General features: G+C 61.7%; 24 protein-coding genes and 2 riboswitches. Of the genes, 7 read left to right on the top strand and 17 right to left on the bottom strand.

Annotation, left to right across the window (positions count from 1 at the left end):
- Positions 1-68: 68 nt before the first annotated feature.
- Both AUK77_RS17210 and pbpC read right to left on the bottom strand, forming a co-directional pair.
- Entirely contained in the window at positions 69-455 is a 387-nt protein-coding gene (locus AUK77_RS17210; RefSeq protein ID WP_296132152.1) for a tripartite tricarboxylate transporter substrate-binding protein, read from the bottom strand.
- A gap of 151 nt (positions 456-606) precedes the next feature.
- A complete protein-coding gene (gene pbpC, locus AUK77_RS17205; protein ID WP_296132149.1) occupies positions 607-2,988 on the bottom strand; it encodes a peptidoglycan glycosyltransferase PbpC in 2,382 nt (793 codons plus the stop codon).
- A 125-nt stretch (positions 2,989-3,113) separates the two neighbouring features.
- On the opposite strand from pbpC, the gene AUK77_RS17200 reads away from it, so the two are divergent.
- The gene (locus AUK77_RS17200) at positions 3,114-3,407 is read left to right on the top strand and encodes a hypothetical protein (RefSeq protein ID WP_296132145.1); all 294 of its coding nucleotides are present in this window, start codon (positions 3,114-3,116) and stop codon (positions 3,405-3,407) included.
- A 39-nt stretch (positions 3,408-3,446) separates the two neighbouring features.
- Here the strand turns inward: AUK77_RS17200 and AUK77_RS17195 are convergent, their stop codons facing one another.
- Entirely contained in the window at positions 3,447-3,977 is a 531-nt protein-coding gene (locus tag AUK77_RS17195; RefSeq protein ID WP_296132142.1) for a transposase, read from the bottom strand.
- A 104-nt stretch (positions 3,978-4,081) separates the two neighbouring features.
- Entirely contained in the window at positions 4,082-9,004 is a 4,923-nt protein-coding gene (locus AUK77_RS17190) for an alpha-2-macroglobulin (RefSeq protein WP_296132140.1), read from the bottom strand.
- Positions 9,005-9,191: 187 nt separating this feature from the next.
- On the opposite strand from AUK77_RS17190, the gene AUK77_RS17185 reads away from it, so the two are divergent.
- From AUK77_RS17185 to AUK77_RS17160, 6 genes are all read left to right on the top strand, one after another.
- Positions 9,192-10,547 (top strand): MATE family efflux transporter, encoded by a 1,356-nt coding sequence (locus AUK77_RS17185; protein WP_296132157.1) that lies wholly within the window; start codon positions 9,192-9,194, stop codon positions 10,545-10,547.
- Complete coding sequence (locus tag AUK77_RS17180; protein WP_296132136.1) at positions 10,547-11,002, top strand: DUF2214 family protein; 456 nt, start codon at positions 10,547-10,549, stop codon at positions 11,000-11,002. The genes AUK77_RS17185 and AUK77_RS17180 overlap by 1 nt, the downstream gene beginning before the upstream one ends.
- Before the next feature lie 218 nt (positions 11,003-11,220).
- Positions 11,221-11,466, top strand: a complete 246-nt coding sequence (locus tag AUK77_RS17175; RefSeq protein ID WP_296132133.1) for an exodeoxyribonuclease VII small subunit — start codon at positions 11,221-11,223, stop codon at positions 11,464-11,466.
- Positions 11,463-12,350, top strand: coding sequence for a (2E,6E)-farnesyl diphosphate synthase (ispA, locus tag AUK77_RS17170; RefSeq protein WP_296132130.1), 888 nt, complete (start codon positions 11,463-11,465; stop codon positions 12,348-12,350). The genes AUK77_RS17175 and ispA overlap by 4 nt, the downstream gene beginning before the upstream one ends.
- Before the next feature lie 211 nt (positions 12,351-12,561).
- The gene (dxs, locus tag AUK77_RS17165) at positions 12,562-14,469 is read left to right on the top strand and encodes a 1-deoxy-D-xylulose-5-phosphate synthase (RefSeq protein WP_296132128.1); all 1,908 of its coding nucleotides are present in this window, start codon (positions 12,562-12,564) and stop codon (positions 14,467-14,469) included.
- Between the two features lie 57 nt (positions 14,470-14,526).
- Positions 14,527-14,744, top strand: a riboswitch (cobalamin riboswitch).
- Between the two features lie 101 nt (positions 14,745-14,845).
- Positions 14,846-16,753, top strand: coding sequence for a TonB-dependent receptor (locus AUK77_RS17160; RefSeq protein WP_296132127.1), 1,908 nt, complete (start codon positions 14,846-14,848; stop codon positions 16,751-16,753).
- A gap of 34 nt (positions 16,754-16,787) precedes the next feature.
- On the opposite strand, the gene AUK77_RS17155 is transcribed toward AUK77_RS17160, so the two are convergent.
- From AUK77_RS17155 to nrdR, 13 genes are all read right to left on the bottom strand, one after another.
- Positions 16,788-17,585, bottom strand: coding sequence for a cobalamin-binding protein (locus tag AUK77_RS17155; RefSeq protein WP_296132124.1), 798 nt, complete (start codon positions 17,583-17,585; stop codon positions 16,788-16,790).
- Positions 17,585-18,001 carry an MFS transporter gene (locus tag AUK77_RS17150; RefSeq protein WP_296132119.1) on the bottom strand — a complete coding sequence of 139 codons (417 nt, stop codon included), beginning with the start codon at positions 17,999-18,001 and terminating at the stop codon, positions 17,585-17,587. The genes AUK77_RS17155 and AUK77_RS17150 overlap by 1 nt, the downstream gene beginning before the upstream one ends.
- Positions 17,998-18,618, bottom strand: coding sequence for a GTP cyclohydrolase II (gene ribA / locus AUK77_RS17145; protein WP_296132117.1), 621 nt, complete (start codon positions 18,616-18,618; stop codon positions 17,998-18,000). Before ribA ends, AUK77_RS17150 begins: the two co-directional genes overlap by 4 nt.
- Before the next feature lie 122 nt (positions 18,619-18,740).
- Positions 18,741-19,388, bottom strand: a complete 648-nt coding sequence (locus AUK77_RS17140) for a TIGR02281 family clan AA aspartic protease (RefSeq protein WP_296132116.1) — start codon at positions 19,386-19,388, stop codon at positions 18,741-18,743.
- 17 nt (positions 19,389-19,405) lie between these two features.
- On the bottom strand, positions 19,406-20,134 hold the full coding sequence (locus tag AUK77_RS17135; RefSeq protein ID WP_296132112.1) for a transporter substrate-binding domain-containing protein: 729 nt from the start codon (positions 20,132-20,134) through the stop codon (positions 19,406-19,408).
- A gap of 14 nt (positions 20,135-20,148) precedes the next feature.
- On the bottom strand, positions 20,149-20,679 hold the full coding sequence (locus AUK77_RS17130) for a phosphatidylglycerophosphatase A (protein ID WP_296132110.1): 531 nt from the start codon (positions 20,677-20,679) through the stop codon (positions 20,149-20,151).
- Positions 20,680-20,684: 5 nt separating this feature from the next.
- Complete coding sequence (gene thiL, locus AUK77_RS17125; protein ID WP_296132107.1) at positions 20,685-21,641, bottom strand: thiamine-phosphate kinase; 957 nt, start codon at positions 21,639-21,641, stop codon at positions 20,685-20,687.
- 207 nt (positions 21,642-21,848) lie between these two features.
- The gene (nusB, locus tag AUK77_RS17120; protein ID WP_296132106.1) at positions 21,849-22,340 is read right to left on the bottom strand and encodes a transcription antitermination factor NusB; all 492 of its coding nucleotides are present in this window, start codon (positions 22,338-22,340) and stop codon (positions 21,849-21,851) included.
- Positions 22,337-22,813 carry a 6,7-dimethyl-8-ribityllumazine synthase gene (gene ribE, locus AUK77_RS17115; RefSeq protein ID WP_296132103.1) on the bottom strand — a complete coding sequence of 159 codons (477 nt, stop codon included), beginning with the start codon at positions 22,811-22,813 and terminating at the stop codon, positions 22,337-22,339. The genes nusB and ribE overlap by 4 nt, the downstream gene beginning before the upstream one ends.
- A 184-nt stretch (positions 22,814-22,997) precedes the next feature.
- Complete coding sequence (ribBA, locus tag AUK77_RS17110) at positions 22,998-24,092, bottom strand: bifunctional 3,4-dihydroxy-2-butanone-4-phosphate synthase/GTP cyclohydrolase II (RefSeq protein WP_296132101.1); 1,095 nt, start codon at positions 24,090-24,092, stop codon at positions 22,998-23,000.
- A gap of 12 nt (positions 24,093-24,104) precedes the next feature.
- A complete protein-coding gene (locus AUK77_RS17105) occupies positions 24,105-24,767 on the bottom strand; it encodes a riboflavin synthase (protein WP_296132099.1) in 663 nt (220 codons plus the stop codon).
- 168 nt (positions 24,768-24,935) lie between these two features.
- Positions 24,936-25,094: riboswitch (FMN riboswitch) on the bottom strand.
- Positions 25,095-25,192: 98 nt separating this feature from the next.
- Positions 25,193-26,311, bottom strand: a complete 1,119-nt coding sequence (gene ribD, locus AUK77_RS17100; protein ID WP_296132098.1) for a bifunctional diaminohydroxyphosphoribosylaminopyrimidine deaminase/5-amino-6-(5-phosphoribosylamino)uracil reductase RibD — start codon at positions 26,309-26,311, stop codon at positions 25,193-25,195.
- Complete coding sequence (nrdR, locus tag AUK77_RS17095; RefSeq protein ID WP_296132095.1) at positions 26,311-26,775, bottom strand: transcriptional regulator NrdR; 465 nt, start codon at positions 26,773-26,775, stop codon at positions 26,311-26,313. Before nrdR ends, ribD begins: the two co-directional genes overlap by 1 nt.
- Between the last annotated feature and the right edge of the window lie 78 nt (positions 26,776-26,853).

The raw sequence follows: 26,853 nt of genomic DNA, 5'->3' as shown, positions 1-26,853 counted from the left end.
CAGAATTGAAATAAGTCATTGTTTTAAATGGATTTTTGCAGGAATTGCTACGTTGCAGGGTCCTGTAGTTAGGATGACACTTTATTTTCCTCCCACACGAGTGACAGCCCCGCCACATAGGTAAAGCTGTCGAGGTTGTATGACGCCGGTGCCAGCAAGGGCGAAATGCTGATGGTCGAAGAAATGCCGTACTGAAAGACATAGCCCTGCTCAGTGCTGCTGGCCAGCATCGAAGCCGCCACTGCCCCGCCCGCGCCAGGCAGATTACTGACCGTAACCGGCTGGCCCAGCTGCTCGGCTAACACCTCGGCCAGCACGCGGCCCTGCACATCCGTGCTGCCGCCTGCCGCATAACCGATCACCATGGTCAGGGGTCGCTCGGGAAACACGCCAGCGTGCCCGTTCAATGCCAGAACGACCCCAAGCAATCCACCCAACCCTCGCCATGTCAGCATGTTGACCTCACGGGCTTATGTATAGATTCAACGCAGCACACCCACTATTGGTTTTAGACCAGCCAGCTACCCCCTGAGTGTTGGCGCGACGAACCGCAACGCGACGCTCCTGCGCATGACCATGATCAGCGGCGAATAAGCAGCGATTTACTCAATTCTGCAGGGTAAAACTCACGGCAGCCGTCTGCCCGCTCTCATCCAGCACACTCAGTTGGTAGCGCCCGACACGGCTAAAGTGCTGGCGTAGCGGCGCGTCGACACGGGTTTCTGCAACCGGCTGCCCATCAATAAACCACCAGCGCCGACCACTGCCGCCGAGAGCAGAAAGCTGCAAGCTCAGCGGCTCGGCACTGCCGGACGGACGGCGCAAGCGATCCCCCTCACGCACGCCGACAATCGACAGCGGCGCGCTGGCCGTCACCTGCGGCGGAGGGCAGTGCGGATCTAACGCTGGCAGCCGTGCGCTGCGCCGCTCACGACGCGGCAGCCAAGGTTCCAGCGGCGCAGGCCATAGCGCCAAGCGCTGTGCTATGGCCCCAGAGCAGCTGGCATCAACACGCAGTCCGGCGGCATTGACCCAGATGGTTTCCTGTAAACCCAAGCCCAGCGGCTGATCAAGCGCCTGCAAGGTCGGTGGCGTGGTGCCATCCAGCGTCCAGGCAAAGCGTTGGCGACGGCAGTTGAGGTCACGGCTGTCGAGCGGTTGGCCCAGCGGCCAGCAGATCGCGGCCACACCGACCGAGGCAGGCTGCGGGTCAATCGGCAGAGCGATGCCGCGCTGGCTGTCACGATTGACCAACAGATCATGCACCTGCAGCAATAACGGTGCCGCCGAGGCCAAGCCGAACTGCCCGGACACCGGCGTGCCATCGGGGCGACCGATCCAGATGCCTATCAGGTAACGCGGTGCCACGCCAATCGCCCAGGCATCGCGAAAACCGTAACTGGTGCCGGTCTTCCAGGCGAGGGTCGGGCGCTGCACCAGTTGCGCTCGCGGGTCGCGGTCCGGGCGCGCCTGACCGCTGAGGATGCGCCGCACAATCCACGCGGAACCTGGCGACAGCAAGCGCCGCTCGTGCAGGCCATCCTGCGGTTGAAAGCGCAAACGTGCGGCCATGCCGCCACGGGCAAAGGCACTGTAACCGCTGACCAGGTCCTCCAGCCGGCTGCCCGCGCCACCGAGAATCAGCGCCAGGTTGGGCTCGGCCAGTGGCGGCAGCAACAGCGGCACGCCAGCGCTGCGCAACTCACCGGCAAAGCGCTTCGGTCCATAAGCCTCCAACAGTTGCACGGCCGGTAGATTCAAGGATGTGGCCAACGCCTGACTGGCCGACACTGCACCGCTGAAACCCGCTGCAAAGTTGCCCGGCCGGTAATCACCATAACGGCGCGGCACGTCCTGCAGCAGCGATTCGGAATGGATCAGCCCTTCATCCAGCGCCATGCCGTAGAGAAAGGGCTTCAACGTCGAGCCGGGCGAGCGCACTGCGTTGATCATGTCGACATGGCCGAAGCGCTTGGCATCGCCGAGATCAATTGAGCCCACATAAGCGCGCACCGCCATGCTCGACTGTTCCACCACCAACATCGCTGCTGAGGTGCGCTCCGGCAAGCGCGCCCGCCAACCGAGCAACAGGTCTTCCAGACGGCGCTGCAAGGCGGCATCAAGGGTGGTGCGAATCAGTGGCGGGCTGCCGGCCTTATTCAATCGCCGCGCCAGCAGCGGTGCCAGGCGCGGTTCCTGACGCGGGGCGAGCAGTACCGGCTCTTCCAGCGCATCGTTGATCGCCAACAGCGGCCATACCTCGAAGCTGGCCAGACGCTTGAGCACTTTGTCGCGCGCCGCCTGCGCACGCTCAGGGTGACGATCCGGGCGCAAACGACTCGGCGCTTGCGGCAGCACCGCGAGCAACGCCGCTTCGGCGCGGGTCAGCTGGCTCGGTGATTTACCCAGATACGCCCAACTGGCCGCCGCCACCCCTTGCAGCGTGCCGCCAAAGGGTGCGCGGTTGAGGTAGAGGGTGAGAATCTCATCCTTGGACAGATGCCACTCCAACTGCAGCGTGCGCCACAGTTGCTTGAGTTTGCCGCTGTAGCTGCGTGCATGCGGATCGAGCAGGCGCGCCACCTGCATCGACAAAGTGCTGCCCCCGGACAGCACCCGTCCGCCCTGCAGGTTCTGCCAGGCGGCGCGGCCCAGTGCCAGTGGGTTAACGCCGGGATGCTGATAGAACCAGCGGTCCTCATAGGCCAACAGCGCGTCAAGGTAATACGGCGACACCTCCGAGGGGCTCACCGGATAGCGCCACACACCGTGAGCATCAGCAAAACGCCACAGCGGCGTACCGTCCTCAGCCAACACCACACGCGCCAGATCATCGCTGGGCAGAGGCAGCGGGAACAGCCGGTCGGCCAGCGCCAGAATCAGCAGCAGGCACAGCGGAATAGCCAGCCAGGGACGGCGCAGCAGCGGCCACAGTCGCTCACGCCACAGCCTGATAGCCAAGAGGTACAACGCTTTAACACGGCTCATGCGCGGGTCCAGTCCTTGTATCGCGTACTGTGCGGGCAAACTGCCAACAGCGCTGCCATTGTGCCAAATGCCTGTCACACTGGCGCGCAGCAGTCATCAAGCGCCAGTTAGGTGGAACACGAATAATGGGTGTAGACGGTTTTTTTGAATCATTGGGTGAAGCGGTCGGCTCGGTGATCCGTTTTATCGTGGAAGGGCTGAGCGGCTTCCTTGACGTTTTCGGCTCGGCCATCAGCAGCTTTATTGCGGGCATGTCCAAGGCCTTGGGGGTGACGCCCTCCTTGCTGAGTATTGTGGTGCTGGTGGTCGGCCTGTGGCTGCTGTACCTGGCGGTACGCGCTTTTATCCGCCGCTCGATCATCGCCGGGGTGATCTGGTTGGTGCTCGGTTTATGGTTGCTGAGCGGTCTGATCAGTTAAGTTCACCATCTGTAGCCCGGATGAAATCCGGGAACGCCATCACTCCCCCGCATGAACGACCGCAGGCTCTGCCCCTCCGGACCAGTGTGCAGGCAGCAAGCCAGAGCGAACATAGCTGTGGAAACTGGAGAACCGCCAATCTTGTACCCTCTCGACCAGCCCGTGTTTTAGCGGATTGATATGGATGTAATCCACATGCGCGGCGAAGTCCTGTTCGTCGCGAATCAAGTGCTCCCAAAACCGACGCTGCCACACGTTCGCTTCGCCTTTGGCATTCAACCTGATATCGACATCGTCTCGCCCGCGTATCTCACGGACAAAGCTGGCTTTGCACAGGCGAATGCGCGATGAATAGTCGGCATCACCCTCAGGCAAACTCATCAACAGGTGCACATGATCTGGCAGTAGGACAATTGCAGGTAAGCGGCAGGGCTTGTGCTGCTGCATGTGCCGCAAAGCCCTGCCCAGTTCGAGGCGATGCCTGACAAGCAGGTCTGAAGACCGGTCTTGCAGGGTAAGGGTCAGGAAATAACAAGCTCCCGCCACTCTCGCGCGTCGGTAATTCACCATTACGCAGACCTCCTTGTCCGCAAGATTGCCCCGGATTGCATCCGGGCTACCTAGCTTGCTGTGCGCGACTAGCACGTAGCCCGGATGAAATCCGGGGCATAAAATCAACGCTCCTTAACCACCAAACGCCCCGGGCTTTCGCCCAGCGCTTGCCAGTTCGGCCGGTACATCGACTCCACCTGCGGTGGCGGCACGCGGTAGCTGCCGGGCGTGACGGCGCGGGCCAGGTACAGCAGGTGGGTGGTGTCGTAGCCGTTGACGTCCAGCGCTGCAACGTAGCGATCACCACGGAACTCTTGGTGCTTGATCGCCGCGTTCTGCATCGATTCGCGCCACTCTTTCACCGCACTGCTGGCATCGTCGAGGCTGGCAGCGCTTTGTGCCAGGTTCTGGTTTTCCAGTTCCAGACCCGCCGGCAGCAGATCGACCACCAGGGCATCTGGCACACGCTGCTGGGCGGATACTGCTAGGTGCACCAACACCAGCTCGCCGCTTTGCAGGTTGCTCATGTCCAGCGGCTCACCGTCCATGCCTAAGTATTCGCGGTAAATGCTGAGGTTCTCGCCACCGGCAGCTGGGGCCTGACTGGGATAACCGGATAGGGTCAGCTGCTGATACAGCGGCGTATCGCCCGGATTGCTCACTGAGTTGCGGATGCTCAACGGTGCGGTTAGATCAGCCCCATCCAGCTTGAGGCCCGGCTGGGCATTGCTCAGGTCGAAGGCCAGGCTGCCGCTTTGCAGCGCGGCGCTCCAGTTTGGCTCCGGCTTGCTCAGCAGGTTGCGCCCGGCCAGGTACAGCGAGTTGCGTTCCTGGGTCGACAGCCACTGCTGCCCGGCCACTTCGTCGGCCAGGTTGAACAGCCGCTCTTCGGTGCGGTTGCCGGCCAGGCCGTGCTCTTCCAGCAGCGCCAGAATCAGCGCCTGATCGCGCAGCGGGCTGCCGTAGTCGGCCAGCCAACTGTTGCTGTCACGACCACGGGCCAGGCCAGCGCTAAGCAGTTCATCGGCACGCGGTTGGTCACCCATTTTCTCCAGGGCCACGGCCAGGTGCACCAGCGGCAAGCCGGACAGCGCATCGCTGCGCCGCTCATACAGGCTGCGCAAAGCACCCAGCGGCGCCTGCTGGCTGCGCGCCAGCACATAACCGGCGTAGGCCTGCACGGCAAAGCGGCTGTGTTCGGCGTTATCGCTGTAGTTGACCTCAATCAGGTGACGTTCCTGCAGGTAGCGCAGCAGGCGTTCATTGGCTTTTTTCAGCGCGTCTTCCGGCACACCGAAGCCTTGCTCACGGGCGCGCAGCAGGAAGTCGCTGACATAAGCGGTCAGCCAGTATTCCTCATCACTGTCCGCCCCCCACAGGCCGAAGCTGCCGTTGTAGCGTTGCATGCTCAGCAACCGCTCGATGCCCAGCTCGATGGCGCGCTTGCGCTGCTCATCCGGCTCGGCTTCTACGCCTAGGCGCTTCAGCGTGGCCGCATCGGCGTACAGCGACGGGTACAGACCGCTGGTGGTCTGCTCCAGACAGCCATAGGGATAGGCTTTCAGCGCGCGGATCTGCTCGCCCAGATTCAGCGGCGGACGGCTGGAGATCGCCAAGCGCGCTTCCAGACCGGCTGTTTCAAAGGCGCTCAGGGCATCAGCCGGGAGCAACCAGGGCTCATCTTTGAGCACTGCACGGAAATGCTGCAACTGCGCCGGGTAGGCCGGACGAATGCCCAGCGTCCACTCGCGGCTGAACGGCGGCAGCTCTTCACCCGGCAGAGCCAGGCCGTTGATGCTGACTTTGAAGCGCCCTTGGCCATAACCGCCCAATGCAGTCACCGGAATGCGCAAAATGGTGCGCTGGCCATCGGCCAGGGTGATCGGTGCCACCGCCGCACCGGGGTTCTGCGCCAGACGCAGCTGACCTTCGGCACTCAGTTGCACATCGAGTTTCTGCTCGCGCCCGGACAGGTTGCTCAGGTCCAGGGCCAGGGTGGTTTCATCACCGCCAGCGAGGAAGCGTGGCGCGGACAGCTCGGCGATCAGCGGCGCAGCGACCACCGTTTTGCCTTCGCCCATGCCGTAATGCTCATCGATCCAGGCTTGCGCCATCAGACGCAATTCGCCGTTGAAGTCGGGGATAGACAAGCTGACTTCACCTTCACCACGCTCATTCAACGTGAGCGGTTGGCTCTGCAGCGCGACGATCAGCACGCTGGTGTCCGGGCGTTTGCCGCCACCGGCTAATGCTGCGTCACCACCGAAGGCCAGTTTGGCCACGCGGCCTTGGCCGGCTTCGATCAACTGCCCGTAGATATCCAGCTGATCCGCGCCATAGGCCTTGCGACCGAAGAAGTTGGCGAATGGATCGGGCGTGGCGTACTCGGTGATATTGAGGATGCCGACATCAACCGCGGCCACCATCACCTGCGCCTGTTTCGGGATGCTGCCGTCGGCGTTGCGCGCCTGCACCTTGACCTTCAGTGGCTGGTTGGGGCGCATCTTCTCCGCAGCGGTCAGGGTCAGCGCCAATTTGCGCGGCGCGCGCTCCAGCGGCAGGTGCAGCAGGCCGACAGCACGTTTAGGCGTGGCATTGCTCGTGCGCTCGCCGGGGCGAATCACCAGCGCGCTGACATACAGGTCATGCCGCGCCCAGTCCTTGGCAATCGGGATCTCGAAAGTCTTGCCCTCGGCCGGCACGTCGATCTCTTGCCACCACAGCGGCCCTTCGCTGGACTCCACCATCAGGTAGCCCTTGCCCGCAGCCGGCGGGGTGACGGTGACCTGAGCGGTGTCGCCATCCACATAAGCGGGCTTATCCAGCGCCAGCTTAACTTGATCCGGGCGTACCGCACCGCCATCGGCGTTGTCCTGCCAGCGGTAGCCGGCCCAGAAGCGCAGACTGCTGAGCAGGCCGGTTTGCGCATCAATCACTTCGACGCGGTACGGGCCCCACTCCACCGGGAAGCTGATTTTGGCGGTGCCACCGGCTGCGACCTTGAGAGTTTCCTCGTTGAGTGTGAGGAATTTCTCGGTGTAGTTGTGGCTCCAGCCCTCGCTTTCGGAGAAGTTCCAGAAGTAGTCCCGGCGCTCGCGAATCAGGCGCACGCTGAGCTGATCAGCGGCCAGCTTGTTGCCCTCAGCATCAGCCACCAGCACTTCGAACTCGGCCAGGCTGTCGGCGTCCACTTCTTCGCCATCGAACAAGCCACGCACGCCTGGCAAGCGCTCGGCTGGCCAGACCGGCTGGATAATCCGCCGGGTAATTGCACGGCCGCCGGATTCCTGCAGGCTGGCTTGCAGAATCAGACGCAGCGGCGACTTGGCATCGCCCCAGCGACTTTCGATATCCAAGCTGGCCTTGCCCTGCTCGTCGAGGCTGGCTTCATCCAGCTCAATGTCTTCACTCAGTTCTTCTTCGGTGATGGAGCCGAACTGGTAGCCCGGCAAACTCGGCACCGCCTCACGCAGCGGGCGCACATAGAGCTGGCCACTGAGCCGATTGCCAGCGGCCGGTGCGCCGTACAGGTAACGTCCGGTCACCTCGAACTGGGCGTTCTCGCCCGGATTAAAAGGCGCGTCGCTGCCTTTTAGCTCCAGCGCCATGCGCTCGGGCAGGAAGTCTTCCACGGAGAATTCATACAACTGCTGACGGCCATCGCCCAACTCAAACAGCAGCTGCCAACGCCCAGTCGGCGCCTCATCGGCCAGTTGCAGTTGGTATTGGTACAGGCCGTTGTCATCGGCCTGCCAAACGAATTTGCGGCTGACCTGCTCATCCGGGCGGCGCACTTCCACATTCACCGGCTGGGCATTCACCGCGCGGCCATCGGCATCACGCAGCAAGCCATTGAGCAGCACGGTTTCGCCGGGACGATACAGATCACGCGGGCCGAACACAAAGAACTGCAGCGGATGAGCCACAGCGCCGGCAATGTCGAACTCGGCCAGATCCAGCGCTGCGCTATTCAAACGCAGCAAGCTGGTTTGCTCCGCCTGATGGGCCAGTAACACCTCAGCTTTGGCAGGCAGCGGTAGCTCGGCATGCCCACGGCTGTCGGTCTGGCCTTCGGCCAGCACCTGACCTTCGCCATTGAGGATTTCCAGGCGGACATCGCCCAGGGCATCCCCCCCTGCCAGCGCTTGGGTAAAGACATCCAGACGGTTCTGGTAGCGGCGCACAGACAAGCCGATATCGCTGAGGGTGAACAGCGTGGCCGGTTGCGAGTAGTTGTAGCTGCCCGCTTCACGCATCACCGCCAGGTACACGCCGGGTTGTTTGAACGGCTCCAGACCGGCAATCGGCAGCAGCAGGGTTTCGCGGGTGTTGCGCGCCGGGTTCAGGTCAAAACGGCCGCCGTAAACCAGCTCAGCCATCGGCAACAGGCTGCGCGCCTCCCAGTTATCCAGGTTGCTCGAACGGCCCCATTGGTTAAGAAAAGCCGGCAGCGACTCAGGTTTGATGCGGAAGAACTCGACATTCACCTTGTCGACGTTCAGCGCAATCACCGGCAAGCCTTCAGCCAAGCGGGTCGGCAGCAAGGAGCCACGGCTGGCGAAACCGACACTGGCTTGCAGGTCGCGGGTTTCCAGGCGAGTGACCTGCTCGGTGGCGAGGCTTTTGCCATTCAGCCCGAGCAGCCCGGCATCCACCGTCAGCACCAGCTTGCGCTGCGGCTCCAGGTGGCGCAGGCGCACCTCCATCAGGTTGTCGCTCAGCTCCCAGGCCCCGTCGACCTTGCCGTCTTTGCTGTCGACCAAGTGCAGGCGCTCGGCAAGTTTTTGCTCCGGGTCGAGCGGTACGGAGAAGCTGATCGACAGCGTGCTCGCGCCATCCAACTGCACCTCCGAGACATCGACCACAGTCAGCTCGCGGCCCGCGTAGCGCTCGGCCAGTGCCTGGCGGTCAATCGCCGGCCTGGCCGACTCCGAACTGGCTGCAGAGGTTTGGGTGGCCGTGACCTCGGCGGGCACAGGGGTGGATGAATCACAGGCGCTGAGCAGACTCAGGACAAGTGCCAGAAGCAGTCCATTCTTCGGCATTGCGGGGCTCCAACAAGGGTGGGTGCAGAGGCCTGACACTATAGTCGAGCGGCCCAAGGAGATCTAAGCGCGCGCCCGCAAAATTGCTCAGCAGCGCACGCCCGCCGATCGGTGTTTAATAGTCCGCCTGTGACACGCCCCCGCGCCGTTTGTTGCAGCCCTGTAGCTGAATATTGAGTTTGATGTGATCAACACCTTACGCGACGCCTGGCAGCACACGCCGACTCACAAACGGGTCTGGGCGCTGGCTGCGCCGATGATCCTGTGCAACCTGTCGGTGCCGCTGGTGGCGCTGGTCGACAGCGCGGTGATCGGCCATCTGCCGCACGCCCATCAGTTGGCCGCAGTGGCGGTGGGTGCCAGCCTGTATGGGTTGCTGGTCGGTAGCGTGGGCTTTTTGCGCATGGGCACCACGGGCTTTACCGCCCAGGCCGCTGGGCGCGAAGACGGCAGCGCGCTGCGCCAGGTGTTGCTGCAGGCCTTGCTCCTGGGTGGCGGCTTGGCGCTTATCCTCGGTCTGCTCATGCGCCTGTTCAGCGCACCGATTCTGGACCTGATGCAGCCCTCGGCGCAGTTGGATGAACTGGCGCGCCAGTACCTGCATATCCGGCTGTTCGGCCTGCCCGGGGCGCTGGCCAGCTATGCGTTGATCGGCTGGCTGCTGGGCACGCAAAGTGCGCGCGGTCCGCTGTTGATCATGCTCGGTACCAACCTGCTCAACGTGGTCCTGACCCTGCTGTTGGTCCTCGGGCTGGGTTGGGAGGTGGCTGGCGCGGCCTGGGGCTCGGTGCTGGCGGAGTGGAGCGGCGCACTGCTCGGGTTATATCTGGCGCGCCAGGCCATCACGCGTCAGGCGGGGCGTATCCATTGGCCGGCCTTGCGTCTGTGGCGTAGCTGGCGGCCGCTGTTGGCGGTCAACCGCGATATTTTTATCCGCACCCTGGCCCTGCAAGCGGCGTTCTTTCTGGTCACGGTACAAGGCACGCGTCTGGGCGACGCCACTGTGGCGGCCAACGCATTGCTGATCAACGGTCTGATGCTCAGCGCCTTCGCCTTGGATGGTTTAGCCCATGCCGTGGAAGCGCTCGGCGGCCATGCCCTGGGTGCGCGGGACAGGCAGGCGTTACGCCGCAGCCTGCTGGTGGCTGGGACCTGGTCACTGCTGGCCAGCCTGCTCTTCGCCCTGCTGTTCTGGCTGGGCGGGACGTGGTTTGTCAGCTTGCAGACCTCCATCCACAGCGTACGCAGCACCGCCCTGACCTACCTGCCCTACCTGGCCGTGCTGCCGTTGATCGGCGTGTGGAGCTACCTGCTCGACGGTCTGTTTATCGGCGCCACCCGCGCCCGCGAAATGCGTAACGCCATGCTCATTGCCCTGCTGCTCAGCCTGCCGCTGGCGTGGTGGCTGCAACCCTTGGGCAACCACGGCCTGTGGCTGGCCTTGCTCACCTTTATGGCCCTGCGCGGCCTATGCCTGGGCGGCTATGCTTACCACCTGACTCGCCGCGACCTGTGGTTTAACCCGCACAATAAGGACACTTGATGGCCCACTCCCTCGTCGTGTATCTGCATTACCTGTCGATTTTCCTGCTGTTTGCCCTACTCAGTATTGAGCATGTGCAGTTCAAGCTGCCCTTGGATTTGCGCCGTGCGCGCAACCTGATCATCACCGACCTGGCCTATGGCGTGTGCGCCGGGGTGGTGCTGTTCACCGGGCTGGCGCGCGTGCTGTGGTACGGCAAAGGACTGGATTACTACCTGGGCAACAGCCTGTTTCATGCCAAAGTCGGCCTGTTTATCGTCATTGGGCTGATTTCCGTCATACCGACTTTTGTCTTCCTCAATTGGCGCAACAGCCTGCAGGCCGGTGACGTGCCATCGGTCAGCGCCCGGCAGGCGAAGCTGGTGACCGGCGTGATCCGTCTGGAGCTGCTCTTGCTGTTGATCATCCCGCTGCTGGCGGTGCTGATGGCGCGCGGGCATGGCGTGATCGACTGATAGCCATCTCATTAAGTCACCGCCTTGTGGGAGGGGCTTTAGCCGCGATAACACCCCGCCACTACGACTGCATGGATGCAGGAGGTAGGGCGAAGCAGGAGCCAGAGCCGAAAGCGCCTCCCACAGGCCCAGATCACGCCCACTGATTTGCCCGTGCGGCGCGGCTCTGCTAGTGTCGCGCCGGTTCCGATTCCCTGATCCACCCCGAGATACCCGCCATGGCCGCCCGCAAAAAAGCCACGCTCGACTTCGAGCAATCCCTGACTGATCTGCAAAACCTGGTCGAACGTCTGGAAAATGGCGAGTTGTCGCTGGAAGACTCGCTGACCGCCTTCGAACAGGGCGTGCGCCTGACCCGCGACTGCCAAGCAGCTCTGGCCCAAGCCGAGCAAAAAGTGCAAATCCTTATGGAGCGCGACGGCGAACTGGAGGAAGCCCCCTTCGACGCGGAACAGTCCGCATGATTGCGGCCTACCAGAGCAGCTGCCAGCAGCGTGTGGATGCCGCGCTGGAGGCCCTTCTTCATAGTCCGCTCCCCGAGTTGGAACGCCTTTACGCCGCCATGCGCTACAGCCTGTTTAATGGTGGCAAACGCGTGCGCCCCCTGCTGGTGTACGCCGCCTGCGAAGCCCTCGGCGGCACGCCTGAGCGCGCCAATGCCGCCGCCTGCGCCGTCGAACTGATTCACGCGTACTCGCTGGTGCACGACGATTTACCGGCGATGGACGATGACGACCTGCGCCGTGGCCAGCCGACCACGCACATTGCATTTGATGAAGCCTGCGCGATTCTCGCCGGGGATGGCCTGCAAAGCCTGGCGTTTGAAGTGCTCACAGACCCGGTGCACAACCCGCATGACGCCGACCTGCGCCTGGCCATGCTCAGCGCCCTAACCCGCGCAGCCGGACCGGCTGGCATGGTCGGCGGTCAGGCCATCGACCTAGGTTCAGTTGGTCAGCAACTCGACCAGAACGCCCTGGAAATCATGCACCGGCACAAGACCGGCGCCTTGATCGAAGCCAGCGTTCAGCTCGGTGCACTGGCCAGCGGCCAGGCTGACGATCACGCCCTCAGAGCCCTGCACACCTACGCCCGGGCCATCGGCCTGGCGTTTCAAGTGCAGGACGACATCCTCGACGTGGAAAGCGACACCGCCACCTTGGGCAAAACTCAAGGCAAGGACCAGGCCCACGACAAACCCACCTACCCGGCCCTGCTCGGCCTGGACGCTGCCAAGGCTTATGCCCTTGAGCTTCGCGATTTGGCCCTGCACGCCTTGCGTCCGTTCGGCCAGGCGGCGGAGCCACTGCGCGAGTTGGCCCGGTTTATCGTCGAACGGCGCAGTTAAGCCACGCCAACCCAAGTAATAACGAAGTAAATGCTGGCGCATGAACCCGCCAGCTCAGCAAACCCGCGGCGCATTAAGGTTTTATCCCCGACAAAACGCCGCCAAAGGCAGCGCGACAATCCCCCGCATTCGCCATGCAGCGTCTTGCTTAAAGCTTGTCGCCAGTTTCAGGTAAACTGCCGCATCTTTTACACCTATAACGATCTGCCTGATGCCGACGACCTTCCACGAGATTCCCCGTGAGCGCCCGCTGACGCCACTTCTAGACCGCGCCAATACGCCGGACGAGCTGCGTCGCCTGGGCGAAGCCGAGCTGGAAACCCTTGCCGACGAGCTGCGCCAGTACCTGCTGTACACCGTTGGCCAGACCGGCGGGCATTTCGGCGCGGGCCTGGGCGTGATTGAGCTGACCGTAGCCCTGCATTACGTCTTCGACACCCCGGACGACCGCCTGGTATGGGACGTCGGCCATCAGGCTTACCCGCACAAGATCCTCACCGGTCGCCGCGAGCAGATGGGCAGCCTGCGTCAGAAAGACGGTATCGCCGCCTTCCCCCGCCGCAGTGAAAGTGAGTACGACACCTTCGGCGTCGGCCATTCCAGCACCAGTATCAGTGCCGCACTGGGCATGGCCATCGCCGCCAAGCTGCAAAACAGCAAGCGCAAAGCCGTGGCCGTGATCGGCGATGGCGCACTCACCGCCGGCATGGCCTTCGAGGCGCTGAACCACGCCAGCGATGTGGGCGCCAATATGCTGGTGATCCTCAACGACAACGACATGTCGATCTCCAAGAACGTGGGCGGTCTGTCCAACTACTTGGCCAAGATCATCTCCAGCCGCACCTACTCGAACATGCGCGAAGGCAGCAAAAAGATCCTTTCGCACCTGCCCGGCGCCTGGGAAATCGCGCGCAAGGTCGAAGAGCACGCCAAAGGCATGCTGGTACCCGGCACCCTGTTCGAGGAGCTGGGCTGGAACTACGTCGGCCCCATCGACGGCCACGACCTGCCCACCCTGTTGGCCACCCTGCGCAACATGCGTGACCTCGACGGCCCGCAGTTCCTGCATGTGGTGACCAAAAAAGGCAAAGGTTTTGCCCCGGCCGAGGCCGACCCGATTGGCTACCACGCCATCACCAAGCTGGAACCGATCAACGCGCCCATCGCGCCGCCCAAACAAGCCAGCGGGCCGAAATATTCCAGCGTGTTTGGCCAATGGCTGTGCGACATGGCCGCTGCAGACCCGCGCTTAATCGGCATCACCCCGGCGATGAAGGAAGGCTCGGACCTGGTGGCGTTCAGCGAGCGCTACCCCGAACGCTATTTCGATGTGGCGATTGCCGAACAGCACGCCGTGACCCTGGCCGCAGGCATGGCCTGTGAAGGGGCCAAGCCGGTGGTGGCGATTTACTCCACCTTTCTGCAACGCGCCTACGACCAGCTGATCCATGACGTGGCCGTGCAGCACCTCGATGTGCTGTTCGCCATCGACCGCGCCGGGCTGGTCGGCGAAGACGGCCCGACCCACGCCGGCAGTTTTGATATCTCCTACCTGCGCTGCATCCCCGGCATGCTGGTGATGACGCCCAGCGACGAAAACGAATTGCGCCGCATGCTCACCACAGGCCACCTGTTCAATGGCCCGGCGGCCGTGCGCTACCCGCGTGGCACAGGCCCTAACGCCACGATTGAAGCGGAATTGACGCCGCTGGAAATCGGCAAGGGCGTGATCCGCCGTGCCGGCCAAGGCGTCGCCCTGCTGGTGTTCGGCGTGCAACTGAGCGAAGCGCTCAAGGTCGGTGAAACCCTCAACGCCACCGTGGTCGACATGCGCTTTGTCAAACCGCTGGACGAGGCCTTAGTGCGCCAGTTGGCGACCGGGCATGAACTGCTGGTCACGGTGGAAGAAAACAGCGTGATGGGCGGTGCCGGCAGTGCTGTCAGCGAATTTCTCGCAGCAGAAAACAGCCTGACGCCCATCCTGCACCTGGGCTTGCCCGACTATTACGTGGAACACGCCAAACCGGCACAAATGCTCGCCGAGTGCGGCCTGGATGCTGCCGGCATCGAAGCCGCCGTGCGCCAGCGCCTGAGCCTCTTGTCTGCTGAGCGGCGCTAAGTTCGGCGTTGCACACGACTCTCTTGTAATGATTGCACCCGCGCATTAAGGTGCGCGGCGTTTTACTTCCGCCAAGGTGCGCCCTTCATCCGTGAAGCGGCGTTAAACGGGAAGCCGGTGCGCTCCAACGAGCCATCCCGGCACTGCCCCCGCAACGGTAATCGACCGCAGAGCTATTCTGCACGTCGCCTCACGCTGTCCACTGGAGCAATCTGGGAAGGACGAGGCCACGTATGTCGAGAGTCCGGAGACCGGCCTTGCTGGATGTGACTGGTGTTGCGGAGGGCATCACCGTCAAGCTCAGGCTGCGTCTGCGCACGCCCGTTCTTGCCCCTGCCCTCCTCAAAAGTCTTCCGACCTTTTGAGGATTCTCTAGATGAAGTTGTCCCGTATTGCTCTGGCTGTGGCGCTCGCACCCAGCCTTGCCATTGCCGCCCCAGATGCACGCGATGTGGAATTGCCGCCACTGGTAATCACCCGTGCCACACCGCTCAAAGCACCGGCACCGGCCAGTGTCAAAGTTATTGACCGCCAGCAAATTGAAGACAGCGCCGCCGCCTCGCTGCTCGACGTACTCAGGAGCCAGGCCGGCATACAAATACGCGACATGATCGGTGACGGCAGCCGGGCCACCTTCAGTTTGCGTGGCTTTGGCGAGAACGCCGTGAACAACACCTTGATACTGGTTGACGGCCGCCGCCTCAATCAGCCGAGCCAAGCCGGGGCCGACCTAAGCAGCGTGCCGCTGGGCAATATTGAGCGTATTGAGATTATCCGTGGCGCAGGCACCGTGCTGTATGGCGATCAGGCCGTAGGTGGGGTGATCAATATCGTCACGCGCACCCCGAGCAGTAATGAAGGCTACTTGGAAGCCAGCCGAGGCAGCCATGATCTGGAAGCGTTACGCGGCCATATCCACCAGCAACTCGGTGCGGGGTTTTCGACCTACCTCAGCGGCGAATCACGCACAACCGACAATTATCGCGACCATAACAACGGCAGTTACAGCAACGCCTTCGCCCGCTTGCGCTACGACCATGACAGCGGCCATGCCCTGTACGAGTATCAGACGGTGGACGATGAGTTGCTGTATCCCAATGCCATGACCCGAGCGCAGCGTCATGCGGATCGTAAGCAAAGCGCCTCAACCGCTTGGAACGACCGCAAGACGCAGGTACATCGCACGGCCATTGAGCAGCGCCTGAATGACACCTGGACCGCCAATCTCGACTACAGCCACAGCGATCAAGATGGCGCGGGCAGCTTTTCCGCCCCCAGCCGTTTCACTCAAGACACCCGCAGTGAAAGCCTCAGCCCCAGACTGAGCGCGCGTTACGACAGCGTACTGGGCGCAGGCGAGTGGCTGCTCGGGCACGACCACATACAAAGTGACACGCAAGCCTCTTGGGGCACCGACTTCCAACAGACTCAACGCGACTGGTACAGCCAGCTAAGTCAGGGTCTTGGCGAGGATGTGACGCTGACGCTGGGCTACCGCAGCAGCCAAGCTGACGACAACAACAAGGCAATCAGCCAACAGCATAAAGACCGTGAAGACAGCACCAGCCTTGGCCTGAGCTGGCAAGCCTCCCAAGAGACACGCCTGTTTATCAAACGCGAGGATGTGCTGCGCTGGGCCAACGTGGACGACAACGCATTCGTTCTACCGGGGGTCGAATTTCTCAAGCCGCAAACCGGCGTGTCATGGGAAAGCGGCATTGAATGGCAGGACAACATTCAGCGCTACCAAGCGACCCTGTATCGGCTGGATCTGCAAGATGAGTTGCTCTACGACGCGATGATTGCCAACCCCAACAGTTGGAACGGTCGCGGCGCGAATATCAATCTGGATAAAACCCGGCGTGATGGCCTGTTGCTTGAGGCGCAGCGCCAATTGAACGAACGCTTGAGCATCGGCGGTCAGTACAGCTTTACCGATGCCACACTGCGCACAGGCACCTTTGAGGGCAACACCGTGCCTTGGGTGGCGCGCCATACAGCCAGTACGAACCTCTCATATCTGATCATCCCAGGCCTGCGCAGCTATCTAGAAGCCGTTTACACCGGCAGCCGTTACTACTCCGGTGACGATGCCAATAGCCAGCAAAAGGCCGGTGGTTACACCGTGCTCAATGCAGCGTTGAGCTACGACTATCAGCAGTTCAGCAGCAAGCTGCGTGTCAACAACCTCACGGGCAAACGCTATGACGCCTTTGCCAGCGCCAACAGTCGCTACCCCGCGGCCGAGGAACAGGTGCAACTGAGCGTCGGCTACCGCTTCTGAAAACCCGCCCCTGAGCCCTACTCCTCAGGGGCATTTAACGCGCCTCGCTCAACTGCTCACACAATCTCGCCAACGCCCCCAGCATCTGAAAGCTGGGGCGTTCCAGGCCGCTATCCGGCACCACCCAGAGCTGTTCGCGCTCAACCGCCGCCAGTCCCGGCCAGATACGCCAGGCGTCGAGTTGCGCCGGGCTGCTGGCCAGAATCACCTCTGGGTTGGCTTGCAGCACGGCTTCGACACTGACTTGCGGTGCAGGCAGGCTCAGCTCGGCAAAAACGTTGCGCGCACCACAGACGGTTAAGGCATCACTGATAATCTGCTGCCCGCCGAGGGTATACAGCGGCGCATCCCACACCTGATAAAACACCCGCAGCGGTGTGTCGCGGCCGTACTGTTTGCGCAACGCAAGCAGGCCTGCGAGGAATTGTTGTTGCAGTGCGCGGCCTTGTTCTGCGCGGCCAATACGCTGGCCAATGTCCACAAACTGCTCAGCCAGATCGCCTAACTTGCGCGGCTCAACCACCAGCACATCAATCCCGAAGCGCTGTAATTGCTCGCGCTGGCCGCGGCTGATGCTGTCAGGCCAGAGCAGCACCAGATCTGGCTGCAACTGCAGCAAACTTTCCAGCTCCAATTGGCCGAGCCGGCCAACCGAGGGCACATGCTGCGCCGCAGCCGGACGCTCACCGCCGTCGAGTACGCCAACCAGCAGGTCGCCCGCATCGAGCTCTAGGACAATTTCAGTCAAAGAAGGGGCCAGAGTGATCACTCGCTCGACGGCTGTCGCTGGCCATACCAGCGACAGCAGCACGCAGAGTGTCAGGCCACGCATTAGCCGAGTTGCGGCGGAATGCGGTAGAGGTACAGCTGAACGATGCTGGAAATCGCCAAGAGGATCAGCGGAATCGCCTCCAGCCCGGCAAACACTGCCAGTGCGGCAATCCAGGCCGGTAACGAGGCGCCCAACAGCCCCGGACGCCTGACCCGCGCCAGGTTCAGCCAGGCATCATGTTCGTCCGCTGTATCGAGGGCTTTTTCGGTGGCCACCAGTGCGCGCTTGTAGGCGCTGAACAGCGGCAGGCTGACGAACATGGCGGCCAGCCCGGCAATAAACAGCGGCATGGTCAGCAGGCCAGTCTGTTGATCAGCACCAAACAGCAGATTGAGGATAAACAGTGGTGCCAGGGCCACGCCCAGATGCCGCCACCACTCCAGCGCCAGTCGGCGGCGCACTTGAGCACGGGTCACAGGCTCTCCTCGGCCTCGCCCTGATGCAGGCTGCCGAGCATGTGCCCAAGCTTGCCGGCTTTGGTCGCGAGGTACTTTTGGTTATGCGGGTTGTGATCAATCTGCAGCGGTACACGGGTGGCCACATTGATGCCCATGTCGCCCAGCGCTTTGACCTTGCGTGGGTTATTGGTCATCAGCTTGAGCTGGCTGATGCCGAGGTGCTCGAGCATCGGCAGGCAGATCGCGTAGTCGCGCTGGTCAGCCCCAAACCCCAGACGCTCATTGGCTTCCACGGTATCGGCGCCGCCGTCCTGCAACTCATAGGCGCGGATTTTATTCAGCAAGCCAATGCCACGGCCTTCCTGGCGAAGGTACAGCAGCACGCCACGGCCTTCAGCGGCGATGGCGCGCAGGGCAGCTTCGAGCTGAAAACCGCAATCACAGCGCAGGCTGAACAGGGCATCACCGGTCAGGCATTCGGAATGCAGGCGGCCCAGCACAGGGGCGCCATCGGCCACATCACCAAAGGTCAGGGCTACATGCTCCTTGCCGGTGGCTTGCTCAAGAAAACCATGCATGGTGAACACGCCAAAGGGCGTAGGCAGCTGGGAGGCGGCGACAAACACGACGGACACCGGAGGCTCCTAAAGAATAAGGCAGTAAGAAAGTGGCCGCATTGTAACAGCAGGGCCGATGAGGCGGTCAGCTTGAATGACTGATGATAATGATCAAGCTGATCGTTGGGCGGGTGGCACCGTCAGTACTTGGATTCCAGCACCAGCATGTCCCGTTCGACTTTCCAGCCAACCCGATTAAGAAAGCTCATGCCCAGCAGCGCTTCGGTCGGCGAGCTACCTTCCAACACCACCGCCTCAACGCCCAGGACTTCCAACTCACCGACCTTGACCCGATCCAGCGTCACCCGCCAGCCGCGTGCGGTGCCGCTGGCGGTGCTGACCTGCAAGGGAGAACCAACGGAACGGTAATCAATGCCAAGGATGCGGGCATGGCCATCATTAAGCGCGATGGAGGTGGCTCCGGTATCGACGAGAAACTGCACGTTTTGCCCGTTTACCGAGCCGGTGATCCAGTAATGCCCGCCACTGCCTTTAGCCACACTTAGTTGTTTCTTCTGCGGTTCGGCAAAACCCTCGCTGTATTCGCGGCTAAGGGTGTAGGTGCGCTCCACGCCATCCACGCGCAACACAGCAGCACGGCTATCCGCACTGACCACAACCACGCCAGCGGGCCCGACCTGCCCAACCTTGACCAGTTTGCGCTGGCCGTCCACGTTCAAAACGGCTGCGCCTGGGAACAACCCGACAACGCGCACATGGGGTGCAGCGAATAAAAAGCTGGCAGCCAGCGCCACACTCAGGGCCACACACAGGCTAGATACACGCATGTTCACTCTCGACGTCATCAGTCAAACGGATAGGGTTCTTGCCAGTGCTTGAAGAGTGGCCGCAGACTGCCATTGGCGACCACCTCACCCATGCGCTTATCAAACAATTCTGCCAGCGCGCGGCCACGGGCGTTATCGGCAAAGCCGAGGTAAAGCGGCAGCGTGGTCAACGGGGTAACACGATAGCGCGATCGGTCAGCGCTGGTTTCAAGCACGTCGTTCACTTCGGTCTGTGCATCCAGATAGAAATCTGCATGGTTAAGATCAAGCATGCGCAGAATGCCGTCGCGGCGCATCACTTCACGGTAATGGCGCACGTTGGGTAAATAACGCTGATATTCATAACCACGCACCCAGGCCAGACGAAACTGCCCCAAGGTGTCCACGCTGGGTGACGGAGCGCCTTTCAGTCCAAGCGCGACGATTTTGTCAGCGTCATAGTGCCAGCGCGGATAGATCACGTGCTGGTCCACTTCATTCAGGTAGGAGCCGACCCAGGCATCCGCCTCGCCGCGCTGCACCAAGCCAATAGAGCGCATATAAGGCACGCTTTCTATTTGCACGCGCACGCCGGCTGGCTCAAACACCAGCCGGAAGATATCCCAGGCCAGGCCGCTGCCGTCGGCGGCGGTATGACCCGGCCAAGCCTCGCCAGCGATGCGCACATGCTGCAACTCAACGGCGCTGCCCGCTGCGCTAAACAGGCTCAGTACGGCAACAAACAACCAGCGACAGCAGCGCCCCATCGACACACTCCCCGCTAGAACCCCAGCGTTGCCGCCAGGCCGTTGGCCCAACCCCAGACGACCAGCTGCAGGGATATCCAAGCAAGTACCCCTGCCAACACATCGTCGAGCATGATGCCGACACCGCCATGTACATGCCGGTCGATCCAACTGATCGGCCAAGGCTTGAGGATGTCGAACAGTCGAAACAATACAAAGCCTAGCACTAACCAACCCCAACCCTCTGGCACCAGCCAAAGGGTGATCCACATGCCGACCATTTCATCCCAGACAATGCCTTCGTGGTCGTGTACGCGCAGGTCATCAGCCACTTTGCCGCACAACCAGAAGCCAAACAGCATGGTTGCGCACAGCATCAGCCAGTAACCCCAGTCGGGTAACAACTGCAGCAACGGAATAAACGGCAGGGCCGCCAGTGAACCCCAGGTGCCAGGGGTTTTGGATAGAGTGCCCGTACCAAAGCCAAATGCCAGGAAATGCCAGGGGTTGCGCCAAACAGACGGCGCTACGCGCAAGGTTGCAGCGTGTTCAGGTTGCTTAGTCACGGGGGTTATCCAAAGTGTTGATATCCATGTTGCGGGAGCGAGACCGGACGGCCCTGCTCCTCCACCAACAGCACGCCTTGCCCAACGGCTACGCGCCCGATCACCCGCAGCGGCCAACCAGCCTGCAGCAAATCGTCGAGGTATTGGGGGGGCAGAGTAAAGGCCAGCCGATAATCATCGCCGCCGCTTAGCGCGCACTGCAGCGCACCGGCCTCGCCGGCAAAAGCGCGCAGGGCCGACGAAACGGGCACCTGCGCTTGCTCGATAATCAGTTGCACCGATGAAGCGCGCGCAATATGCCCGCAGTCCGCCAATAAGCCATCAGAGATGTCCAGCGCCGCACTGGCCTTGCCTCGCAGCGCCAGCCCCAAATCAAGCTGCGGCAGTGGTGACCAATAACGCGACAGCAATGCCTCGGCGATGGCCGGTTCAGCGCGGCGCTGCTGCAGCACCAGCGGCAACGCGCCCGCCGCGTCACCCAACTCGCCACCGACACACAGCAGATCGCCCACGCGTGCGCCGTGACGCGTCAATGCCATGCCCGCGGGGAGGCGACCAAAGACGGTCAGGGTCAAGCTCAGGGGGCCGCGCGTGGTATCGCCACCGATCAAGCGGATCGCGCAGTGCTGCGCCATGTGATCCAAACCACGGGCGAACGCTTGCAGCCAATGCGCTTCGGCTTGGGGCAGGGTCAAGGCTAAGGTGAAACCGAGCGGCGTAGCGCCCATGGCAGCCAGGTCGCTAACAGAAACTGCCAGCGCGCGCTGGCCTAGCAAAAATGGATCAGCAGCATCGGGGAAATGCACCCCAGCCACCAGGGTGTCGGTAGAAATGGCCAGTTGCTCGCCAACCGGCAATTGCAGCAAGGCACAATCGTCGCCGATGCCCAAGGCCACGCCTTCGCCAGCCTGCGCACAGGGCGCAGCGGCGAAGTATTGGCGGATCAGCTCAAACTCACCCATGAGATAGCAACGATCTGCTGCGCGTCGGCCCTGCTGCGTTGCAACGACCAGCGGGAGTAACAGCCGAAGGCTGGCCCGAAGGGCGAGCGGAGCAAGTCAAAACAGGCTCGGACTGCTCATTTACACCAGTAAACTCCGCGTCCTCGCCTGTTTTTGCCTTGCAGGACTCTAGCTCGCAAGATCGTAAGTCAAGCACCACGACAGGCCTTAACGCTTGTTGGCGCGAACTTCATCCGCGCGCAAACGCGGTGCCAGCTTGTCCAGCACACCGTTGACGAACTTGTGCCCGTCAGTGGCGCCAAACACTTTAGCCAGCTCAATGCCTTCGTTGATCACCACGCGATACGGGATATCGATGCGGTTTTTCAGTTCGAAGGTCGACAGCCGCAGAATCGACAGTTCAACCGGGTCAATCTCATGCAGCGGACGGTCTAGCAGCGACTCGAACGCGCCGTCGATTTCGGTTTTCTGACGCGGTACACCGTGCAGGATCTCGTGGAAGTAAGCACCGTCCACCGAGGTGAAATCGTTGTCTACGCGAAACTGCGCTTCGATTTCGTTCAGAGCCTGCCCGGCCATGTGCCAGGAATACAGCGCCTGCATGGCCAGCGAGCGTGCTTGACGACGCGCCAGAGTTTTGGTGCTAGGGCCTTTTTTCGGCGCTTGCGGCGGCTGCCCGGTGCTGTCGTTCTGGCTCACTTGGCCTCCAACTGCGCCAGCAGGCTGATCATTTCCAGAGCAGACAGTGCTGCTTCGGCGCCTTTGTTGCCAGCCTTGGTGCCGGAACGCTCAATGGCTTGTTCGATAGAATCAACGGTCAGGACGCCAAATGCTACCGGCACGCCGAACTCCATGGACACCTGGGCCAGGCCCTTGGTGCATTCACCAGCCACATATTCAAAGTGCGGGGTGCCGCCACGGATCACTGCGCCAAGGGCGATGATCGCGTCGAAATCACCACGCTGAGCGACTTTCTGTGCGACCAACGGAATTTCGAAGGCACCCGGTGCGCGGATGATGGTGATGTCGTTTTCGCTCACGCCATGGCGAACCAGCGCGTCAACGGCACCGCTTACCAGGCTTTCGACAACAAAGCTGTTAAAGCGGCCGACAACCAGGGCAAAACGGCCCTTGGGGGCGATGAACGTACCTTCGATGGTCTTCAGGGTCATGGAACAATTCTCATATAGCGTTAAAGAGCCTGCGGGCAAGCAATGTATAGCCCAACAAAACAGCGCGGAGCGAGCATCGTACAGATCAGTGGCAAACCTGCCGGCTAGAGCCGCCTACACCAGTAAACGGCTGCGCCAAACAGGGTGCATCACGGCCTGCAAACGAGCATAAGCTCGGCGATGGTTATTCAGCGGGCAGGTATTCTACAACTTCCAGGTCGAAACCGGATATTGCATTGAACTTCATCGGCGAACTCATCAGGCGCATTTTACGCACGCCCAGGTCACGCAAAATCTGCGAACCGGCGCCGACGGTGCTGTAGGTGGTCGGATTCGCCGGTTTGGCATCCCCGCCCAACTGCCGCTCCAAGTGCGCCAGCAGATCTGGCCCGGTCAGCGGATTGCCCAACAGCAAAACCACGCCGCTGCCATCTTTGGCCACCTGCGCCATAGCCGCACGCATACTCCAACGACCCGGCTGATTGACCATAAACAGGTCGCGCAGCGGGTCCATGTTGTGCACGCGCACCAGCGTCGGCTCGTCGGCGCAGATCGCACCGAGAGTCAGGGCGATGTGCACATCGTTTTCCAGGGAATCGCGGTAGGTCACCAGATTGAACGTGCCCAACTCGCTGTCCAGCACCTGCTCGCTGACGCGCTCAACGGTGCGCTCGTGGATCAGGCGATAATGGATCAGGTCGGCGATGGTGCCGATCTTGATGCCATGCTCAGCGGCAAACACCTCAAGCTCAGGGCGACGGGCCATGGTGCCGTCATCATTCATGATTTCGCAGATCACCCCGCTCGCCTCAAAACCGCCCATGCGCGCCAGGTCGCAGGCCGCTTCGGTGTGACCGGCCCGGGCCAGCACACCGCCGGGCTGGGCCATCAGCGGGAAGATGTGTCCGGGACTGACGATGTCATCAGCCTTGGCGTTTTTGGCGGCCGCCGCTTGCACGGTGCGCGCGCGGTCGGCAGCGGAAATACCGGTGGTCACGCCTTCAGCCGCTTCAATAGAGACGGTGAACTTGGTGCCGAAACCGGAACCGTTGCGCGGTGCCATCAACGGCAGCTTGAGGGTTTCGCAGCGCTCGCGAGTCATCGGCATGCAAATCAGGCCACGGGCAAAGCGCGCCATGAAGTTGATGTGTTCAGCGGTGACGCATTCGGAGGCGATGATCAGATCGCCTTCGTTCTCGCGGTCTTCGTCATCCATGAGGATGACCATTTTGCCGGCGCGGATGTCTTCGATCAGTTCTTCGATGCTGTTAAGAGCCATGCTGGCGATTCCTTAATTCTTCATGTAGCCGTGTTCGGCCAAAAAACTTTCCGTCATGCCCGAGGCTTTCGGCTCGGCGGCTTTGTCACCGAGCAGCAAACGCTCCAGGTAACGCGCCAGAAGGTCCACTTCCAGGTTGACCTGCCGACCTGGGCGGTAATCCAGCATGATGGTTTCAGCCAGGGTGTGGGGGACGATGGTCAATTCGAACTCAGCGCCATTCACCGAGTTGACGGTCAGGCTGGTGCCATCCACCGTGATAGAGCCTTTGTGGGCGATGTACTTAGCCAACTCACGCGGCGCACGAATGGTGAACTGCCAAGCCCGGGCGTTTTCCGCCATGGCGATGATTTCACCGACGCCATCGACATGGCCGCTGACCAAATGACCACCCAGACGACTGGTAGGCGTTAGCGCCTTTTCTAGGTTGACCTTGCTGCCCGCTTTCAAGCTGATAAACGCGGTATGCGCCAGGGTTTCACGGCTGACATCGGCCCAAAAGCCGTCGCCAGGTAATTCCACCGCCGTCAGACACACGCCATTTACGGCGATACTGTCGCCCAGTTTGACGTCAGCCAAATCCAGCTTGCCGGTTTCTACATAGACCCGCACATCGCCGCCCTTGGGCGTCAACGCGCGAATGCTGCCAATGGCTTCGATTATGCCGGTAAACATAGATCCCCCTGTGCCGCACCCACCGCGATGCCTTGGCAAACGATGCCAACCGCACGGGGTGCAAAATTAAATTCAGACATGCACAACAACTCCTGTTTTATAGAAAAACAGGGCACGTTTGATCGATAGGGATTTACAGGCACGCCTGAGCGCGCCTTGCTGAGGCAATCCCGCTCTCTCTTTATCCGGACTTTAACCGTCGGCCCCGGAATCACACCGGGTCTGCTGACCTTGCCACCCGGTTTACACCCAGTGCCAAGCGCTCGCGGGCTAGGCTAAGCAGCCATTACCGCCGGTGGGGAATTACACCCCGCCCTGAGAACGTTGCGGCCATTTGCAGACCGAGACGCGTTTTACCACAGATTGCACTGTGCCTGTACCGACGAACAACACGCTGAATGGCCGGTTATTGCCGTTGCACGCCGTTATTCCGACGGCTGCGGCACCGCGACAATCAACCAATCTTCACCCACCGCCCGCATATCGACGATCTTCAGCGCCGGGGCATCGGCCATGCGCGCCAGCGGCATGTCCAGTAACGGACGAGCGCTGGAGCCGAGAAACTTGGCCGCCACGAACAGCTGGTACTCATCCACCAACCCTTGGCGAGCGAATGCGCCAGCCAACCGCGGCCCGGCTTCCACCAGCACTTCATTGGCACCGCGCGACGCCAGTTCCATAAGCAAGCGGCGCAGATCAACATGCCCGTTACTACCGGGCAAGGCCAATAGTTCGTGGCCATCGTCCAGATAGCGAAAACGCGCCGACGCCGCCGCACAGGTTGCCACCATGGCCGCGCCCGCTTGAAAAAACGGCACATGCAGCGGCACGCGCAAACGACCATCGATCAGCAAGCGTTGCGGCTGGCGCGACAGGGCCATAAAGGTTTGTTCCGGGTTTAGACCCAATTCACTTTCGCGCAGGGTCAGGCGCGCACCATCAGCCAGTACTGTGTCAGCCCCCGTCACCACTACGCTGGAACGAGCGCGTAACCGTTGCACCGCCGAACGCGCCGCTGCACCGGTGATCCATTGGCTCTCGCCGCTGGCCATGGCGGTGCGACCATCGAGGCTCATCGCCAACTTAACCCGCACGAACGGCAAGCCATGCTCCATGCGTTTGATAAAGCCGGCATTCAGCACCCGCGCCTCGGCCTCCAGCACACCGCTCTGCACGGCGATACCCGCATGCATCAAACGCAGTAAACCATTGCCGCTGACCTGCGGATTAGGGTCTTGCATGGCCGCCACTACGCGGGCGACACCAGCATTGATCAGCGCGTCCGCACAGGGCGGTGTGCGCCCGTGGTGACTGCAGGGTTCGAGCGTGACGTAAGCCGTCGCGCCGCGCGCCCGCTCGCCGGCTTGGCGCAACGCGTGCACTTCGGCATGCGGCTCACCGGCGCGCGCATGCCAGCCTTCGCCGACAACTTCGCCGTCGCGCACAATCACACAGCCGACACGGGGATTGGGATGAGTCGAGTACAGGCCTTTGCGAGCCAACTCTAGAGCGCGCGCCATGAAGGCGTGATCGGAATTCATCATCAGCCTTTGGCGGGCTCGCGGGATAAGCGGTCGATTTCCTCGCGGAACTCGTTGAGGTCCTGAAAGCGCTTATACACGGAAGCAAAACGGATATAGGCCACTTCATCGAGCTTTTGCAGCTCGGCCATGACCAGCTCACCCAGCACCAGCGATTTGATTTCGCGCTCACCGGTCGCCCGCAGCTTGTGCTTGATGTGGGCAATGGCCGCTTCCAGCCGCTCAATGCTAACTGGGCGTTTTTCCAGGGCGCGCTGCATGCCGGCACGCAGCTTGTCTTCATCGAAAGGCTGACGGCTGCCGTCTTGCTTGATCAGCCGCGGCATGACCAATTCGGCGGTTTCAAAGGTGGTGAAGCGCTCCTCGCACGCCAGGCATTCGCGACGGCGACGCACTTGCTCGCCTTCAGCCACCAGGCGCGAGTCGATCACTTTAGTGTCATTGGCACCGCAGAAGGGACAGTGCATAGATAATGTCAGCCTTAGACCCAAAGAGGGCATGGTAGCGCATCCCGCAGGCAAGACAAGCCAAGGCCTTTGCGGTAT

Origin of the sequence: Pseudomonas sp. Ga0074129 (assembly GCA_001465025.1) — a bacterium.
Classification (GTDB): Bacteria; Pseudomonadota; Gammaproteobacteria; order Pseudomonadales; family Pseudomonadaceae; genus Aquipseudomonas.
The sequence above is the reverse complement of the archived record's forward strand: the minus strand, read 5'-3'. Positions and strand labels throughout refer to the sequence as shown.

What these genes read in the sequence shown, in the direction of transcription:
- AUK77_RS17210 (WP_296132152.1), bottom strand. Translation starts at nt 455, where the DNA reads ATGCTGACATGGCGAGGGTTGGGTGGATTGCTTGGGGTCGTTCTGGCA.
- pbpC (WP_296132149.1), bottom strand. Translation starts at nt 2,988, where the DNA reads ATGAGCCGTGTTAAAGCGTTGTACCTCTTGGCTATCAGGCTGTGGCGT.
- AUK77_RS17200 (WP_296132145.1), top strand. Translation starts at nt 3,114, where the DNA reads ATGGGTGTAGACGGTTTTTTTGAATCATTGGGTGAAGCGGTCGGCTCG.
- AUK77_RS17195 (WP_296132142.1), bottom strand. Translation starts at nt 3,977, where the DNA reads ATGGTGAATTACCGACGCGCGAGAGTGGCGGGAGCTTGTTATTTCCTG.
- AUK77_RS17190 (WP_296132140.1), bottom strand. Translation starts at nt 9,004, where the DNA reads ATGCCGAAGAATGGACTGCTTCTGGCACTTGTCCTGAGTCTGCTCAGC.
- AUK77_RS17180 (WP_296132136.1), top strand. Translation starts at nt 10,547, where the DNA reads ATGGCCCACTCCCTCGTCGTGTATCTGCATTACCTGTCGATTTTCCTG.
- AUK77_RS17175 (WP_296132133.1), top strand. Translation starts at nt 11,221, where the DNA reads ATGGCCGCCCGCAAAAAAGCCACGCTCGACTTCGAGCAATCCCTGACT.
- ispA (WP_296132130.1), top strand. Translation starts at nt 11,463, where the DNA reads ATGATTGCGGCCTACCAGAGCAGCTGCCAGCAGCGTGTGGATGCCGCG.
- dxs (WP_296132128.1), top strand. Translation starts at nt 12,562, where the DNA reads ATGCCGACGACCTTCCACGAGATTCCCCGTGAGCGCCCGCTGACGCCA.
- AUK77_RS17160 (WP_296132127.1), top strand. Translation starts at nt 14,846, where the DNA reads ATGAAGTTGTCCCGTATTGCTCTGGCTGTGGCGCTCGCACCCAGCCTT.
- AUK77_RS17155 (WP_296132124.1), bottom strand. Translation starts at nt 17,585, where the DNA reads ATGCGTGGCCTGACACTCTGCGTGCTGCTGTCGCTGGTATGGCCAGCG.
- AUK77_RS17140 (WP_296132116.1), bottom strand. Translation starts at nt 19,388, where the DNA reads ATGCGTGTATCTAGCCTGTGTGTGGCCCTGAGTGTGGCGCTGGCTGCC.
- AUK77_RS17135 (WP_296132112.1), bottom strand. Translation starts at nt 20,134, where the DNA reads ATGGGGCGCTGCTGTCGCTGGTTGTTTGTTGCCGTACTGAGCCTGTTT.
- thiL (WP_296132107.1), bottom strand. Translation starts at nt 21,641, where the DNA reads ATGGGTGAGTTTGAGCTGATCCGCCAATACTTCGCCGCTGCGCCCTGT.
- ribE (WP_296132103.1), bottom strand. Translation starts at nt 22,813, where the DNA reads ATGACCCTGAAGACCATCGAAGGTACGTTCATCGCCCCCAAGGGCCGT.
- ribBA (WP_296132101.1), bottom strand. Translation starts at nt 24,092, where the DNA reads ATGGCTCTTAACAGCATCGAAGAACTGATCGAAGACATCCGCGCCGGC.
- AUK77_RS17105 (WP_296132099.1), bottom strand. Translation starts at nt 24,767, where the DNA reads ATGTTTACCGGCATAATCGAAGCCATTGGCAGCATTCGCGCGTTGACG.
- ribD (WP_296132098.1), bottom strand. Translation starts at nt 26,311, where the DNA reads ATGATGAATTCCGATCACGCCTTCATGGCGCGCGCTCTAGAGTTGGCT.
- nrdR (WP_296132095.1), bottom strand. Translation starts at nt 26,775, where the DNA reads ATGCACTGTCCCTTCTGCGGTGCCAATGACACTAAAGTGATCGACTCG.